The 15,298-nt window shown below is 60.3% G+C and carries 15 protein-coding genes and 1 pseudogene; 6 read left to right on the top strand and 10 right to left on the bottom strand.

Going from position 1 to position 15,298, the window contains the following annotated elements; all coding sequences use genetic code 11:
• Positions 1-312 precede the first annotated feature (312 nt).
• On the top strand, positions 313-1,956 hold the full coding sequence (locus JN524_RS24500; RefSeq protein ID WP_202371008.1) for a sensor domain-containing diguanylate cyclase: 1,644 nt from the start codon (positions 313-315) through the stop codon (positions 1,954-1,956).
• A gap of 63 nt (positions 1,957-2,019) precedes the next feature.
• Here the strand turns inward: JN524_RS24500 and JN524_RS24505 are convergent, their stop codons facing one another.
• Positions 2,020-2,406: a c-type cytochrome gene (locus JN524_RS24505; RefSeq protein ID WP_202371009.1), complete on the bottom strand. Its 387-nt coding sequence runs from the start codon at positions 2,404-2,406 to the stop codon at positions 2,020-2,022.
• Between the two features lie 161 nt (positions 2,407-2,567).
• Positions 2,568-3,899 carry an aminotransferase-like domain-containing protein gene (locus JN524_RS24510; RefSeq protein WP_202371010.1) on the bottom strand — a complete coding sequence of 444 codons (1,332 nt, stop codon included), beginning with the start codon at positions 3,897-3,899 and terminating at the stop codon, positions 2,568-2,570.
• Between the two features lie 91 nt (positions 3,900-3,990).
• Here JN524_RS24510 and JN524_RS24515 point away from each other — a divergent pair, with 91 nt between their 5' ends.
• Entirely contained in the window at positions 3,991-4,884 is an 894-nt protein-coding gene (locus JN524_RS24515; protein ID WP_202371011.1) for a DMT family transporter, read from the top strand.
• Between the two features lie 105 nt (positions 4,885-4,989).
• Here JN524_RS24515 and JN524_RS24520 read toward each other — a convergent pair whose 3' ends face one another.
• Complete coding sequence (locus tag JN524_RS24520; RefSeq protein WP_202371012.1) at positions 4,990-6,435, bottom strand: SulP family inorganic anion transporter; 1,446 nt, start codon at positions 6,433-6,435, stop codon at positions 4,990-4,992.
• A 157-nt stretch (positions 6,436-6,592) separates the two neighbouring features.
• Here JN524_RS24520 and JN524_RS24525 point away from each other — a divergent pair, with 157 nt between their 5' ends.
• Positions 6,593-6,895 carry a DUF7693 family protein gene (locus JN524_RS24525; RefSeq protein ID WP_202371013.1) on the top strand — a complete coding sequence of 101 codons (303 nt, stop codon included), beginning with the start codon at positions 6,593-6,595 and terminating at the stop codon, positions 6,893-6,895.
• Positions 6,896-6,901: 6 nt separating this feature from the next.
• Here the strand turns inward: JN524_RS24525 and JN524_RS24530 are convergent, their stop codons facing one another.
• On the bottom strand, positions 6,902-7,360 hold the full coding sequence (locus tag JN524_RS24530) for a GNAT family N-acetyltransferase (protein ID WP_202371014.1): 459 nt from the start codon (positions 7,358-7,360) through the stop codon (positions 6,902-6,904).
• A 142-nt stretch (positions 7,361-7,502) separates the two neighbouring features.
• On the opposite strand from JN524_RS24530, the gene JN524_RS24535 reads away from it, so the two are divergent.
• Positions 7,503-8,144, top strand: coding sequence for a TetR/AcrR family transcriptional regulator (locus JN524_RS24535; RefSeq protein ID WP_202371015.1), 642 nt, complete (start codon positions 7,503-7,505; stop codon positions 8,142-8,144).
• A gap of 284 nt (positions 8,145-8,428) precedes the next feature.
• Here JN524_RS24535 and JN524_RS24540 read toward each other — a convergent pair whose 3' ends face one another.
• Positions 8,429-8,962 (bottom strand): cysteine hydrolase family protein, encoded by a 534-nt coding sequence (locus JN524_RS24540; RefSeq protein WP_202371016.1) that lies wholly within the window; start codon positions 8,960-8,962, stop codon positions 8,429-8,431.
• Between the two features lie 69 nt (positions 8,963-9,031).
• Positions 9,032-10,759: a gamma-glutamyltransferase gene (ggt, locus tag JN524_RS24545; RefSeq protein WP_202371017.1), complete on the bottom strand. Its 1,728-nt coding sequence runs from the start codon at positions 10,757-10,759 to the stop codon at positions 9,032-9,034.
• A gap of 150 nt (positions 10,760-10,909) precedes the next feature.
• Here ggt and JN524_RS24550 point away from each other — a divergent pair, with 150 nt between their 5' ends.
• Entirely contained in the window at positions 10,910-11,425 is a 516-nt protein-coding gene (locus JN524_RS24550; protein ID WP_202371018.1) for a methylated-DNA--[protein]-cysteine S-methyltransferase, read from the top strand.
• A gap of 128 nt (positions 11,426-11,553) precedes the next feature.
• Here JN524_RS24550 and JN524_RS24555 read toward each other — a convergent pair whose 3' ends face one another.
• The 4 genes and pseudogenes from JN524_RS24555 to JN524_RS24570 all read right to left on the bottom strand — a co-directional run bounded on the left by JN524_RS24555 (position 11,554) and on the right by JN524_RS24570 (position 14,636).
• On the bottom strand, positions 11,554-12,144 hold the full coding sequence (locus JN524_RS24555) for an NUDIX domain-containing protein (protein WP_202371019.1): 591 nt from the start codon (positions 12,142-12,144) through the stop codon (positions 11,554-11,556).
• A gap of 153 nt (positions 12,145-12,297) precedes the next feature.
• Positions 12,298-13,299 (bottom strand): annotated as a pseudogene (locus JN524_RS24560) (chitinase); the annotation flags it as partial.
• 41 nt (positions 13,300-13,340) lie between these two features.
• Entirely contained in the window at positions 13,341-13,976 is a 636-nt protein-coding gene (locus JN524_RS24565) for a lytic polysaccharide monooxygenase auxiliary activity family 9 protein (protein WP_202371021.1), read from the bottom strand.
• Positions 13,977-14,198: 222 nt separating this feature from the next.
• Positions 14,199-14,636 (bottom strand): hemerythrin domain-containing protein, encoded by a 438-nt coding sequence (locus JN524_RS24570; protein WP_003223870.1) that lies wholly within the window; start codon positions 14,634-14,636, stop codon positions 14,199-14,201.
• A 147-nt stretch (positions 14,637-14,783) separates the two neighbouring features.
• Between JN524_RS24570 and JN524_RS24575 the strand changes: the two genes are divergently transcribed.
• Positions 14,784-15,209, top strand: coding sequence for a GNAT family N-acetyltransferase (locus JN524_RS24575; RefSeq protein ID WP_202371022.1), 426 nt, complete (start codon positions 14,784-14,786; stop codon positions 15,207-15,209).
• Positions 15,210-15,298: the final 89 nt, after the last annotated feature.

Here is a 15,298-nt window from a genome sequence, read left to right on the forward strand (position 1 = left end):
GGCCGAAGGTGGCTCGGATCGTCTGCAAGAACGCCGCGTGGCCGAAGGTGGCTCGGATCGTCTGATCGAAAGCCGCAACGCATAAAACAATGGTTCTGAAGCAGTCAAAGCAAGCCCGGCCTGATCAGCCGGGCTTTTTCATTCCGTCGTTTGCAGGCGTGGTTCTTTTCAACGATCAGCATCAGAAAAGATCTTGCCCTGTAGAGCACTGGCGAAACTTCCGACGGTGCTTATCCGAAGCGACCGACTGGCAGCCCGACGCTTAATGCGCATACCATGCGGCCACAACTTCCAAACAGAATTTGCCTGCCCATGCTCAAAGCCAGTCTGCGAAGCCACCTGACCCTCTGGTTCGCCGGTTTATCCCTGCTGACCCTGGTGAGCGTCGGCTTCTATGTCGGTCATATCGCCACCGAACAGATGAAACAGGCCAGCGGCAATGCACTGCTCAATACCGCGCGCTCGGCGGCGACATTGCTCGGTGACCAGTTGCGCGAGCGCCAGTTGGAGGTTTATCTGCTCAGCCGTGCGCCGCATCTTGAACGCGGCGACCTCGACAACCCGGCGATTCTCAAATCGATGCAACTGCGCACCCAGGCCCGTGCCGAGTATGCGTGGATGGGCGTGACCGATGCTGAAGGCAATGTGCATCAAGCGGTCAATAATTTGCTGGTCGGGCAATCGGTACAGCAGCGGCCATGGTTCCAGGCTGGCCTGCGCGGTGAGTACACCGGTGATCCGCACGAAGCGGTGTTGCTGGCCAAACTGCTACCGGGAACGCCCAACGGCGAACCGCTGCGTTTCATCGACTTCGCCGCCCCGATCCGCAACGCCGACGGTCAGGTGATTGGCGTGCTGGGCGCGCACGCGCACTGGAGCTGGGTCACGCGCATCGTCGAGTCGGCAGCGTTCTCGCATAAAAATACGTCGCCGGATATCGAAGCGCTGATCATCGATCACGACGGCAAGGTGCTGTATCCGGAAGCCTTGATGGGCCAACAACTGGCGGTGAATGATTCGAAGTTTCCGGGCTGGTCGGTCGGCAACGGTTACCTGACCAGCATGGTCACCGTACCGACGCCTTCGAGTACCGCGCTGTCCTGGTCGATTGCCGTGCGCCAGCCACTGGAAACTGCCTTGGAGCCGGCACACCTGCTGCTCTATAAATTGTTAATGCTGGGTGTAGCCGCCGCAGTGGCGTTCGGCCTGGTGGCGTATTACCTCGCGCAATACCTGAGCCGGCCGATCGAACAACTCGCGCACTCGGCCAAACAGGTGCAGAACCAGCAACCCGGCGCACACTTCCCGCTGCAGCACCCGGTGCGGGAAATTGCCCAGCTCGGGCAGTCGCTCGACGCCATGACCCGGTCGCTGCTGGCCAAGGAACGCGAACTGCAGGAAGCCAACGCCTCGCTGGAAGCCACAGTCGCCCAGCGCACCGCCGCATTGATGCAAGCCAATGCCGAACTGTTGAGTCTGGCGACCCACGATGCCCTGACCGGCGTCTTCAACCGCCGCCGCTTCGATGAAAAACTCAGCGAATACAGCCTGCTGTTCCGCCGTACCGGACGACCGTTTGCCCTGCTGCTGATCGACGCCGATCACTTCAAGCGCGTCAACGACACCTACGGCCACGCGGTGGGTGACGACGTGCTGCTGCAGTTGGCGCAACTCATCCAGGTCAGCGTGCGCGCCACCGACTTCGTCGCCCGTTACGGCGGCGAGGAATTTGCCGTACTGCTGCCGGAAGTCGCCCAGCCTGATACGCCAGAGGTGGTCGCGGAAAAAATCCGTGTCGCCGTGGCCCAGGCGCACTTTCCCAACATCGGACAAGTCACCGTCAGCATTGGCGTCGCTCTGGCCGATCCGGCAGACAACAGCCACACAATGTTGATCAAACGTGCCGACCAGCAGCTGTATCAGGCGAAAGCGGCGGGCCGTAATCAGGTGGCTTGATCAGCCCTCTTTGACTTCGCAAATGCCGTTGGCCTGGTTTGCCGGACCGGCCGAGCAACATCTTCAATCGGAGAATTGCTGCAGATACGCCAACAAATTATCGATCTTCTCCTCATCACTCAGCCCCCAGAAAATCATCCGCGTGCCCGGCACCACGCCCTTCGGATCTTTCAGATACGCGGTAAGCGTTTCGCGGTCCCAGGTCTTGCCCGAGTTTTTCATCGCCTCGGAATACACGTAATTGGCCGAGGTTCCGGCTGCTCGGCCGATGATGCCGTTGAGTTGCGGGCCGAACCCCGGGCGCGCGTCCGGGCCAACCTGGTGGCAGCCGCCGCACAGACGCGGAAAGATCTTTTCGCCGGCGGCTGGATCGCCTGCGGCCCGGGCGGTTGAGCTGAACAGCACGGCGGTTGCGGTCAGGGCAAGAAGAAGTGAAACGGTGTTTTTCATCGGGCGTTCCAAAGCGGAGTGATGCAGTTGGGGCAAGGCTAACACTTTGTGGTGAGTGCGCTTGCTCCCCGCTGGGTTGCGTAGCGACCCCGATATGGGCCTGCCATGCAGGCCGACGGGAGCAAGCGCCCTCGCCACAGGTGTATTTCACAGCAGGTGTTTTACAGATAAGCGCCGATGACCTTTCTGACGGTGATCAATGCCTGGCGCAGCACAGCCATTGGCACCGACCCCAACGCCAGCCGAATCGCATGCGGCACATGCGCCGACACCGCGAACGGCTCGGCGGTGGTCACCGAAATCTGCTGGTGCATCAACTCCACCACAATCTGATCAGCGCGCACGTCTTCGGGCAGCGGCAGCCAGAGGAAATAGGAGGATGGATGACCGATGCAAGTCAGCCCTTGCAGCAACTCGGTGGCGAGTATTTGCCGGGCCTTGGCGTCGTCACGTTTTTGTTGTTCCAGCAGGGTGACGGTGCCGTCGTCGAGCCAGCCACAAGCCATCGCGGTCATCACGCCGGGGGTGTTCCAGGTGGTGGCGCGAATGATCCGCTCCAGCGCCGGCACCGTCTGCAGCGGCGCGGCAATCAAACCGACGCGCAGGCCAGTAGCAATGTTCTTCGAAAGTCCCGACACGTACACCGTGCGTTCCGGTGCCAGATCGATCAGGGGACGCGGTGGGTTTTCCACCAGAAAGGCGTAGGCCGCGTCTTCGATGATCGTCAGATCATGGCGACGGGCGAGCGCGACCAATTGCTCGCGCTGTTCGATCGGCGTCACCCAGCCCAATGGATTGTGCAGCGTCGGCATGCTGTAAATCGCACGCACCGAACGGCTGTGGCACAGTTTTTCCAGCGCCGCCAGATCCGGCCCGCGATCACCGGACGGAATCGCTACCACTTCCAGATGCAGCGCTTCGGCCAGCACCTTGAAGCCGGAATAAGTCAGCGCATCCGCTGCAATCACATCACCGGGTTTGAGCAAGGCCATCAGCGTCACCGCCAACCCTTGCTGGGCACCGTTGACGATCAACACCTGCCCGGCATCGACCTGCACCCCGCGAGCCTGCAAATGCTGCGCAATGGAAGCGCGCTCATGCTGGCGTCCGGCGTGGGGTTGATAACGCAGCAAGGCTTCCAGATCACCGGACAGCGCCAACTGGCGTAACGCCGTACGCAACAGGTCGGCCTGGCCGGGCAGCGACGGATAGTTGAAGTTCAAGTCGATCATGCCAACTGCCACGTCTTTCTGATCGATGCCCTGCCCCGGCGACAACGAGGTTTCGCGCACAAACGTCCCGCGCCCTGTTTCGCCGCTGACCAGCCCCATCGCCTCAAGCTCGGCGTATACCCGCGACGCGGTGACCAGTGCCAGCCCCGCACTGGCCGCCAGTTCCCGGTGGGTCGGCAGTCGGGTTCCGGGCGCCAGACGCCCCGCGCGAATGTCCGCGGCATAGGCGTCAACGAGAGTCTTGTAGCGCGAGCGCGGCATGTCGGATGTATCCATGACAATTATTTGATTGTGCTGATTCTCGGCCCCAGGATGGCTCGAAAGCAACCCACCTTTTTGAGCGTAACCTTGTATGGAACGGACTTCGAACCTGGTTAACCCGGCCCTGGAAAAAACCAGCGGCTGGATCAATGGCTTCATCGGCGTGGTGATTTTCAGCGGATCGTTACCCGCCACGCGTCTGGCGGTGCTGGAATTCGATCCGGTGTTTCTCACCGTGGCGCGCGCGGCCATTGCCGGCGTGTTGGCGGTCATTCTGTTGTCGCTGTTTCGCGAACGGCGTCCGGCACGCGATCAGTGGTTGTCGTTATTGATTGTGGCGCTGGGCGTGGTGCTGGGCTTTCCACTGCTGACGGCATTGGCGCTGCAACACGTGACGTCGGCGCATTCGATTGTGTTTGTAGGATTGCTCCCCCTGGCGACGGCGATTTTTGCCGTGCTGCGTGGCGGCGAGCACCCGCGACCGGTGTTCTGGGTGTTCTCGATTCTCGGTAGCGGCTTGGTCGTTGGCTTCGCCCTGTCACAGGGACTGACTGCTTCGCCCACCGGTGATCTGCTGATGCTCGCGGCGATTCTGGCCTGTGGCCTGGGTTATGCCGAAGGCGCGAAACTGTCGCGCGTGCTCGGCGGCTGGCAGGTGATCTGCTGGGCGCTGGTGTTATCGCTGCCGGTGATGGCCTTGCTCAGCCTGTGGCTGGCGCCCGCCTCGTTCAGCCACGTCAGCCTGTCGGCCTGGATATGCCTGGCCTACGTGGCGCTGTTCAGCATGCTGATCGGCTTTGTGTTCTGGTATCGCGGCCTGGCCCAGGGCGGGATCGCAGCGGTCGGTCAACTGCAATTGCTGCAGCCGTTTTTCGGCCTGGCGCTGGCGGCGACGTTGCTGCATGAACAGGTCAGTGTCGGCATGCTGGCGGTGACGGTAGGCGTCATCCTCTGCGTAGCCGGGGCAAAAAAATTCGCCAAATAACCGACCGCCTCTGTAGGAGCTGCCGCAGGCTGCGATCTTTTGATCTTGTCTTTTAAAAGAACAACATCAAAAGATCGCAGCCTGCGGCAGCTCCTACAGGAGGGATCAGTGGTGTTCGACGCCGGCGCGCTTGAGCAGTTTCTTGCAGCGCTCCGAGAGATGAAACACCTGCAACTCTTTCCCGGCCTTGGCGTATCGCTCACGCAAGGTTTTCAACGCGGCAATCGCCGAGTAATCGACAAAGCTCAGGTGCCGGCAATCCAGCGTCACCCGGGACGGATCATTGGCCGGGTCGAACTGGTTGAGGAACGGCGTGGTCGAGGCAAAGAACAGCGTGCCGTGCAGGCGATAGAGCTTGCTGCCGTCAGCTTCCAGATGCTCATCGGCGTACAACTCCCGGGCCTGCTGCCAGGCGAAATTCAGCGCGGCGATGATGATCCCGCAGAGCACGGCGGTGGCCAGATCGGTGAACACGGTGATGCTGGTCACGGCGATGATCACCAGTACATCGTTGAGCGGCACTCTGTTCAACACCCGCAACGAGGCCCAGGCGAAGGTCTGCTGCGAGACCACGAACATCACGCCCACCAATGCCGCCAGCGGAATACGCTCAATCAGCGGCGACAGAAACAGGATGAACAGCAGAATCAGCACCCCCGCCACCACCCCGGACAAACGCCCACGGCCGCCGGAGCTGAGGTTGATCACGGTCTGGCCGATCATCGCGCAACCGCCCATGCCGCCGAATGCGCCAGAGACGACATTCGCCGCACCCAGCGCCACGCATTCACGATCCGGGTAGCCACGGGTTTCAGTGATTTCGTCGGTGAGGTTCAGGGTCAGCAGGGTTTCCAGCAGACCGACCAGTGCCATCAGAATCGCGTATGGAGCGATGATGCGCAGGGTTTCCAGCGTCCACGGGATGTCCGGCAGCGCGAAGCTCGGCAGGCCGCCAGCGATGTGCGCCATGTCGCCAAGGGTGCGGGTCGGCAGGCCGAACAGGTAGACCAGCAGGCCCACGCCGAGGATCGCCACCAATGCCGGCGGCACCGCGCGGGTCAGGCGCGGCAGGATGTAGACGATGGCCATGGTCAGCAACACCAGCCCGGTCATCAGGTACAGCGGCGTGCCGCTGAGCCAATGTTCACCGCTCTTGAAATGCTCCAGTTGCGCCAGTGCAATGATGATCGCCAGGCCGTTGACGAAACCGAGCATCACCGGATGCGGCACCATGCGCACCAGTTTGCCCAGGCGCAACAAGCCGAACGCCATCATGATCAAACCGCCGAGCAACACCGTCGCCAGCAAGTACTGCACGCCGTGCTGCACCACCAGCGCGACGATCACCACCGCCATCGAACCCGCCGCCCCGGAGACCATTCCCGGCCGGCCGCCGAACAACGCAGTCAGCGTACAAATGATGAAGGCGCCGTACAGGCCCATCAGCGGATTGAGATGCGCCACCAGCGCGAACGCAATGCATTCGGGCAACAGGGCAAACGAGGTGGTGAGTCCGGCCAGGACATCGGCGCGCAGACGTTTCGGTTTCATGGCTTACCTGACTGACGGCCGACGAGCGCGGCCGCTGATATTCGTAAAAAAGTGGGGAGCGGATGTTACGGAATAGTTCGGAATCGGGCCAGTGATCGCTGACACCCTTGGCCGGGCGATTTATCCTGACGCGCTTGTGCCTCCACCGAGTACGACCATGACTGCATTGCTGAGCGCCCGCGATGTTTGCCAGCGCCTGCGCGAGGCTGCGCTGGGTGTACTGATACTCAAAAGATACGAGACATCCAGTGATACCGGACTGGTTGCGGTCGATATCGAAGGCTGGCAGTTGCTGCTGGACTTTGAGGGCGGACGCTTGCATCACTGTGAACAGTGCCGCTGCCCGGATGGCCGCGAGGGTACATTGGCGACGTGGCAGCGTTACGGTACCAATCCGGTCAACCTGCTGAGTACCTGGGAATTGGCACAGGTTGAGCGGTTGCTGACGCGGCAGCGTTGAACCCGATCAGCCCTGACGCAGATCGAGCATATAAGTGTAATAGCCGGTATCACGCACATAACCCAGCGACTCGTACAAACCCTGCGCCGTAAAGTTGTCGGTGGCAGTTTCCAGCACCAGACCTTTGGCGCCAGTCTGCAACGCAAAGTCGCGCGCGGTGTTCATCAGTAACCGTCCGACGCCGCGCCCCCGAGCGGCGGGCATGGTGAACAGGTCGCTGAGCAACCAGGTGCGATGGGCATCGATCGAGGAAAACGTCGGGTACAGCTGCACGAAACCCAGCGCTTCGGCGTTTTCACCTTGCGCGAGGAAAATTGCCGACTCGTTGCCGGCCATGCGTTCGGCGACGAAGGCGCGCGATTGCGCCAGGTTCGAGGGTTGCAGATAGAAACCGCGATAGGCGTCGAACAGTTTTGCCACCGCCTCCAAATCAGCCGCCGTAGCGCGCAGTACCTTGATCGCCATGCCCCCTCCCCCGTTTTTTTGATTATCGAACCAGCATAGCGCTCTCGAACGAGTTAGCTGGCCTCATCGCTATATAGTTTTGTATATTGCGAAACCGAATTTTCCAGTATCCGCCCATGCCTTTCATTCACATCGTGTTCCCATGAGCGCCATCCGTGTACGCAACGAGCAACTGATCCTCGCCGCCGCCAGCGAGGAGTTTGCCGCCAACGGCTTCGACGCCACCCAGACCCGCGACATCGCCGCCCGTGCCGGCGTGCCCAAGGCCAACCTGTATTACTACTTCCAGACCAAGGAAAACCTCTATTCCAAGGTCCTGCTGGGGTTTGTCGAACCGCTGCTGGAAGCCTCGGCAGCGCTGCGCGAAAGCGACGATCCCATGATCGGCCTGCGCGCCTACGTCGCCGCGCGCATCCGTATCGCCCGCGAACACCCGGCCATCGCCAAGGTCTTCAGCGGTGAGCTGCTGCTCGGCGGTCGCCAATTGCCGGGCGAATGCCGCGACCTGCTGCACGCCGAAGCCCGGCGCAACGTCGACTGCCTGCGCAGCTGGATTGACCGCGGCCTGCTGGCGCCGGTGGATCCGGAGCATCTGATGCTGTTCATCTGGTCGGCGACCCGCACCTACACCAATATTGGCTGGCAGATGGGCTGCATCACCGGACGCGAAGTGCCGCAGGATGAGGATTACGCGACGGCTGCCGAGACCATTACGCGGTTGGTGCTGGAGGGCGTCGTGGCCCCGCGGGTTGGGGCGAATCGTGGGGTTTTGTTTGCGACTTGAGGTGTGAGGGCCGCTACGCAGCCCGGCGCGAGCAAGCTCGCTCGCCACAGGAGATTTTTGCTGGACATGGGAAAAGGTACACCACCTGCCATTGTACGAGCCGGCCTGCTGGCGATTGGGTCGGCACAGCTTGCACCTTCATTGACAGATCCACCGCCATCGCTGGCAAGCCAGCTCCCACAGTGATCTGTGTTGCTCAAAGACTTTGGGATCCATGCCAAATCCTGTGGGAGCTGGCTTTCCAGCGATGAGGCCAGTAAGAACAACAGGGGTATTAGCCGGCTTTAGAAAATGATCTCGGCGGCAGGTTTAACGTCGATGCGACCAGTAGCGCCGGTCAGGTGCCCCAGATCCTTGTTGTGTTCGGCGATGATGTCTTCGGCGCTCATGTTGCCGTTGTCGAGGGTGGAATGGGCGTCTGCCACGAGCACCACGTCGTAACCCAGCTGATGGGCCTTACGCACGGTGGCGTTGACGCAGTAGTCGGTCTGCAGGCCGCAGATGATCAGGCGCTCGAAGTCTTCGCTGGACAGCAGTTTGCCCAGCTCGGTCTGATAGAACGAATCCGGGGTGGTTTTGCGTACGCGCAGGTCTTGCTCCGTCGTCAGCAGGCCGTCGGCGAGTTGCCAGCCTTCGGCACTGTAGGCCAAAGGACTGTCCTTTTCTTCATGCTGTATCAGCACCACCGGTACGCCAGTCTTGCGCGCGCGAGTGCTGAGCTGGTTGATGGTGTCGATGACGCGGTGGATGTCGAAGCACTGATACTCGCCCGAACAGAGAGCCTGTTGGACGTCGATGATCAACAATGCGCTGGACATGATGGGCCTTCCTTGATCGATCCTTGAGACAGGGGGCGGAGCTGAGCCCCGCCGCCTGTTTTACGCCTCTCAGTAACCCAATGACAACCCGGTATTGCGCCGTGGATCGTTGGCCCCGTAGAAGCGGTTCTTGCCCACCGGTTTACCGCCCAGCGACGGCGCGCCGACCAGGATCGCGGCGATGTGGTTGGCATCCTGCGGCCCGGCGAACTTGTGGCCCCAGCTCTCGAGGATCTTCTTCGTATCCGGGCTGGCGGCGAAGTCTTCGAGGTTGGTTTCTTCAGGCATCCATTGCTGGTGGAAACGCGGCGCGTCGACGGCTTCCTGCAGGCCCATGCCGTAATCGATGACGTTGAGCATGGTCAGCAAGGTCGCGGTGATGATGCGGCTGCCGCCTGGCGTACCGACCACCATCACCACTTTGCCATCCTTGGTGACAATGGTCGGGCTCATCGACGACAGCGGGGTTTTGCCCGGAGCGATGGCGTTGGCCTCACCCTGCACCAGACCGTACATGTTCGGCACGCCGACCTTGGAGGTAAAGTCGTCCATTTCGTCGTTGAGGATCACCCCGGTCTTGCTCGCCATCACGCCGGCGCCGAACCAGTCGTTGAGGGTGTAGGTCACCGACACTGCGTTGCCCCACTTGTCGACGATCGAATAGTGCGTGGTGTTGTTGCCTTCATGCGGAGCGACGCCGGGTTTCAGCTCGGCGGAGATCCCGGCCTTCTGCGGCTGGATCGCGTTGCGCAGCTTGGTGGCGTAGTTCTTGTCCAGCAGATGCTCGATCGGGTTCTTCACAAAATCCGGGTCGCCCAGATAGCTGTTGCGGTCCACGTAGGCGTGGCGCATCGCCTCGATCTGGTAGTGCATGCCTTGGGCCGAATGGAAGCCCAGATCCTTCATCGGATAGCCTTCGAGGATGTTCATGATCTCGCAGATCACCACCCCGCCGGAGCTTGGCGGTGGCGCCGAAACCACATGGTAGCCACGGTAATCGCACTCCACCGGGGCCAGTTCGCGGGTCTTGTATTTGTCGAGGTCGGCCTGGGTGATGATGCCCTTGTTGGCCTGACTGGACGTGACAATGGCGTCGGCCACCCAGCCTTTATAGAAACCGTCGGCGCCTTTGTCCGAAATGGTGCGCAGGGTTTTCGCCAGATCCTTCTGCACCAGTTTCTGCCCGACCTGCATAGGTTCGCCGTTGTGCAGGAAGATCGAGCCGGAATCGCGCATGTCCTTCTTGAACACATCGGTGGCGTAGTCCAGCAAATCGACGTCGCCCTGCTCCAGTTCGAAACCGTCCTCAGCCAGTTTGATCGCCGGAGCGATCATCTCCTTGCGCGGTTTGGTGCCGTACTTGCTCAGCGCCAGTTCCATGCCAGACACGGTGCCCGGCACCGCCACGGCGAGGTGACCACGAGTGCTCAGATCCGGAACGACGTTGCCGTCCTTGTCCAGGTACATGTTGGCGGTCGCCGCCAGCGGGGCTTTTTCGCGGAAGTCGAGGAAGGTCTTGCGCCCGTCCGCCAGTTGAATGGTCATGAAACCGCCACCGCCGAGGTTGCCTGCTGCGGGATACACCACCGCCAGCGCATAGCCCACAGCGACCGCTGCATCCACCGCATTGCCGCCGTTTTTCAACACATCGACGCCGACATGGGAGGCCAGATGTTGGGCGGTGACCACCATGCCGTTCTCGGCGGCAACCGGGGCCACCGAAGCGGCGTGGGCCATCAGGCAGCTCAGTGCCAGTGAAGTCGCGATCAGCGTTTTGGCCAAAGGTTCGTACTTCATGAGTCGATCTCTTTTTTGTTTTTGGGTTCTGTGCAGAGCAGAAGGGAACGCTGCAAAAGCACCAAGCAGTATGGTCGTTATTGCGATTTGCGCCTCCCCGATCAGGCAGTATGCTGGTTGCCGTTGCCGCGCCGACCCGGAGTTTTGCCCATGCCCTACACGTTCATCACCCTGCCCTCACCGGTCGGCGAATTGAAGCTGGTTGCGAACGGCTCGCGACTGGCGGCCATCCTCTGGGAAAACGACAAACCGGGCCGGGTGCGCCTCGGTCCGATGAGCGAAGCGCCGGACAATCCGCTGCTGCAGCGAACCGCGCAGCAGCTTGAAGAATATTTTGCCGGCAAGCGTGATCGCTTCGATCTGGAGCTGGATTTTGTCGGCACCGATTTTCAAAAAAAGGTCTGGGCGGCGTTGCTGACCATTCCGTTTGGCGAAACCCGCACTTACAGCCAGATCGCCGAGCAGATCGGTAATCCGACAGCCGTGCGCGCGGTGGGAGCGGCGAATGGGCGCAATCCGATTTCGATTGTGGCGCCGTGTCATCGGGTGATTGGCGCGTCAGGGAAGCTGACCGGGTTTGCGGGCGGGCTTGAGGCCAAAGAGCAGTTGCTGGTGCTGGAGGGGGGTGACTGGTCTGATGTCGGTAGAACAGGCGACCTGTTTTAACCCTGCAAATGCCATTGTGTGGCGAGGGAGCTTGCTCCCGCTCCAGTGCGTAGCACTGGCAAAAACCTGGGGGCCGCTGCGCAGCCCAGCGGGAGCAAGCTCCCTCGCCACAATGGATTGGCGCTGAATCAGGTGTTGAACAGGTTATTCATCGCCGCATACTGCAACAGCATGATGGTCTTGGCATCGCAGATCTCGCCACGGTGAAATGCAGCCAGTGCTTCATCGAAGCCCCATTCGAGCACTTCCAGTTCTTCGGTTTCCTCTTCCAGGCCACCGCCCTCACTGACCTTCGACTTTGCGTCGTACTCGGCAATGAAGAAGTGCAGTTTCTCGGTCACCGAACCGGGGCTCATGTAAGCTTCGAATACCTTCTTCACGTCGTGCACGCGGTAGCCGGTTTCCTCTTCGGCCTCGTCGCGGATCCGCTGTTCTGGCGCCGCACCTTCCAGCAGCCCCGCCGCTACTTCGATCAGCAATCCATCGTGACCGTTGACGAACACCGGCAGGCGGAATTGGCGGGTCAGCACCACCGTGCGCTGTGCGCGGTTGAACAACAGGATCGCCGCACCATTGCCACGGTCGTAGACTTCGCGGGTCTGCCGCTGCCAGTCGCCGTTGTTGCGCAGGTAGTCAAAGGTGATCTTCTTCAACAGGTACCAGTCGTGGGACAACACCTCAGTGTCGACAATGTTGACCCGCTCGGCTGTCTTGGTCATGAAGCCTGATCCTTGTGTCATCGGAAAACGCTCATAGTCGATTAATCGCGCCCACAAAAAAAGCCCGGCAGCGCTACCGGGCTTCTTTATTTGCGATTAACGGGCGATGCGCGACAACGCATCATCCGTTTCCTGCACCGCTGTTCGGGCGCCGTGAATCAGCGGCCCATAACGCCGACTGAACTCCCAGTTGTACGGCACGCGATCCTTGCTGACACCGTTGTCCCAGTTCACCGACCAGGTCATCAGGCCCTTGATCGGCAGCCCTTTGATCGCCAGACGCTTGAGCGCATTGCCCACCGCGGTGCTGTCGATCACATAACCGGTGGCGGCTGCATCGACGTTGGCCGGCAGGCCGATGACGAATTTGTCCGCCGGGATTTTGGTGAAGCCCCGGGTGCCGGTCACCAGACTTTCGGTCAGGTAATAGAGGAAGTCCTCTTTCAGCGTATCGTTATTCTGCGCGATCCACGCACCATTGCCATTATTGGCTTCCGGCACCCAGACCCCGTCGCCGCCCTGGTTATAGAACTGCGGCGCGATGAAGTCGTAATAGCCTTCCAGTGCCTGCAGGTATCCGACGTATTTGCCGTTGGTGGTCAGGTACGGAAACTCCGGGGCCATGCTGATGATGAAGTGCTTGCCCTGGCCTGCGTAGTGATCCTTGACCAGTTTCAGCGCGGCCGGCAGCACGGTCTTGTTGGCAGCGAAATCAATCGCGCTCTGTTCAAGATCGATGTCCAGGCCATCGAAGCCGTAGACTTCCACCAGTCGGATGATTTCATTGGCCAGCGGTTGTTCCTGCCCGCTGCGCAACTCGATGTGCGCATCGGCGCCCCCCAGAGACAGCAGCACCGCCCGCCCCTGGCTGTTGAGCACGCCGACCTGACGCCGAAACTCTGCATCGGAGACGTTGTAGGGCTTGAAGGTCGGAATCCCGCTGCCCTTCATGAACGCCACCGCGACCACGTTGTATTCCTTGGGTACCGCTTCCAGCGCGATCTCGGCAAATCTGCCCTGACGGTAGCCGTCACTCGGACCTGCCGGCCAGTTGTGCCAGAAGCCCATGAGTATTTTTTTGCCGGCGATACTCGGCATCAGCGAGGCCGCGTCGGCCGCCTGGTTTTGCACTAGCGTGAAGTCGATATTTGACATGTTCTAATCCTTCAGAACCTGTGGGGTTGAGCGTAACGCCGTTATTTGAAGTCGACGTCGAACGCCTGATAGAACGCGTTGCCGGTGTTGGCGACGATCCACATCAGCACGATGACGTGACGGCCCTTTTTGGTGGCCGGCAATTTCACCGAATGATTGACCTTGGCCTTCAATTCCCCCGGATAGCTGTAATACGGCACTTGAGTGTAGAAGTCTTCGGCGAAAGGCTGCGCTTCGAGTTGTGCACGGGAAATACGCTGTTTCGGATCCCAGCCATCCTTGGTAATCAGCCAGCGATAACCACGGGTGGTGTGTGGCGCGGTGTATTCCCACTTCACTTCCAGCGTCTGGCCCGGGGTGACACTGAGCAGTGGCCAGTTGAACGGACGATTGAGCTTTTTGCTCATTTCCTCGTCGGTGAAGTTCACGCAGTCACGGGCATCGGTCTTGCCACCGCTGAGGATGTAACCGTCGGCGGGCGGCGTGACACTGTCACTGTCGCTGCCATAGGGAGCAGGAAAAGGCCCTGCCGTCAGCGCCGGGAAGTTCTTGCCGCCTTCCATCTCGTTGACCTGCCAGGCACCGAGCAATCCTTGCTCGATGGCTACCGCACCGCGGCTGGCTGGGGAGGTGACGCGACCGTGTCGCAGTTGGGTTTGAGCTTGTGGTTGATTCATGTTTTTCACTCCGTTGATTTAAGAACTCTCCTGTCCGAGGAGAGGCCTTCAAGCTAACGGAGGTGGTTTTTTTGTCCATCGGCGGTTTTGTCGCAGGCAATCGGCGTCTCAAGCGGAAAATGCCGAAAACACTGGATGCATATACAGCCAATTGCGACAACACCCACCTGACGCATGGCTAAAAGCCTACACGCCGACACAGCAAAAACCCGCATTCCCCCCTCACTCCAGTTGTGCCTGGTATTCCTTTTCATATTGCCCGGCGAGCTGTTCCTTTTGCTTGTCGTCGAGCAACTTGCCGGCCATCTGGAAGAACTTCTGCTCTTCTTCCTTGAGATGGTGATGAACCTTGTCCGAGAGTTTTTTCGCGGTAGCCAGCCAGGCCGGGCTGGACATCTCGGTCTCGTCCAGCTCTTCCATCATCTCGTCCATTTCATGGTGCTCGGAGATGGCGTGGCGACTGAGGTCAACACCGTTGTCGAACTCCATCAGCGGGATGTAGAAGTGGCGCTCTTCGGCAGTTTCGTGGGCCTGCAGCTCGGCTTTGAGCTGTTTATAGGCTTCAACCCGCTCCGGGGTGTCGCCGCTGGTTTCGACCAGGGCTTTGGCGTAACTGCGCTGGCGGTCGTGGCTTTCGCGAAGGGCTTCGAAAATATTCATGGGGGATCCTCATCAACCGCGTTCGGAATGACGCTGTAAAAGCTAGACCCCGGCGCGACAGCGGCGGTTCCAAAGGGATGAGGAAGGACTTGGAAGACGCTCCCCGGGCAGGATAGGCTGGCGGTTCATCTCACAAGGAAGTTGCACATGACGTTGCGAATCGAGCTGTCGCAGAACCCTACGGAAGAACAGCGCAAAGCCATTCTCGAGCCTTTGATTGCGTATAACGACGCCCGGACCGGTGGTTCCACATCTGAACCTTTCGCCCTGCTGGTGCGCGATGAACACGACGCGATTCTCGGCGGTTTGTACGGCCGGGTGATCTTCCAGTGGATGTACATCGAGTTGCTGTGCGTCCCGGAACAGGGTCGCGGGCAACGCATCGGCTCGGAACTGATGGCCATGGCGGAAAATCTGGCCAAGGAGAAGAACTGTCTGGGCATCTGGCTGGACACCTTCGATTTTCAGGCGCCGGAGTTTTACAAGAAGCTGGGATTCACGCAGTTTGGCGAGATTGTCGACTACCCGCCGGGGCATAGCCGGCATTACTTCCAGAAGCGCTTGAAGGGTTGAACCTCAAGGGCCCTTCACGAGCAGGCTCGCTCCCACAATGGAATGCATTTCAAAAGTGGGAGCGAGCCTGCTCCCGAAGACGGCAGCCG

This window comes from Pseudomonas sp. MWU318 (assembly GCF_016756945.1).
Taxonomy (GTDB): Bacteria; Pseudomonadota; Gammaproteobacteria; order Pseudomonadales; family Pseudomonadaceae; genus Aquipseudomonas; species Aquipseudomonas putida_A.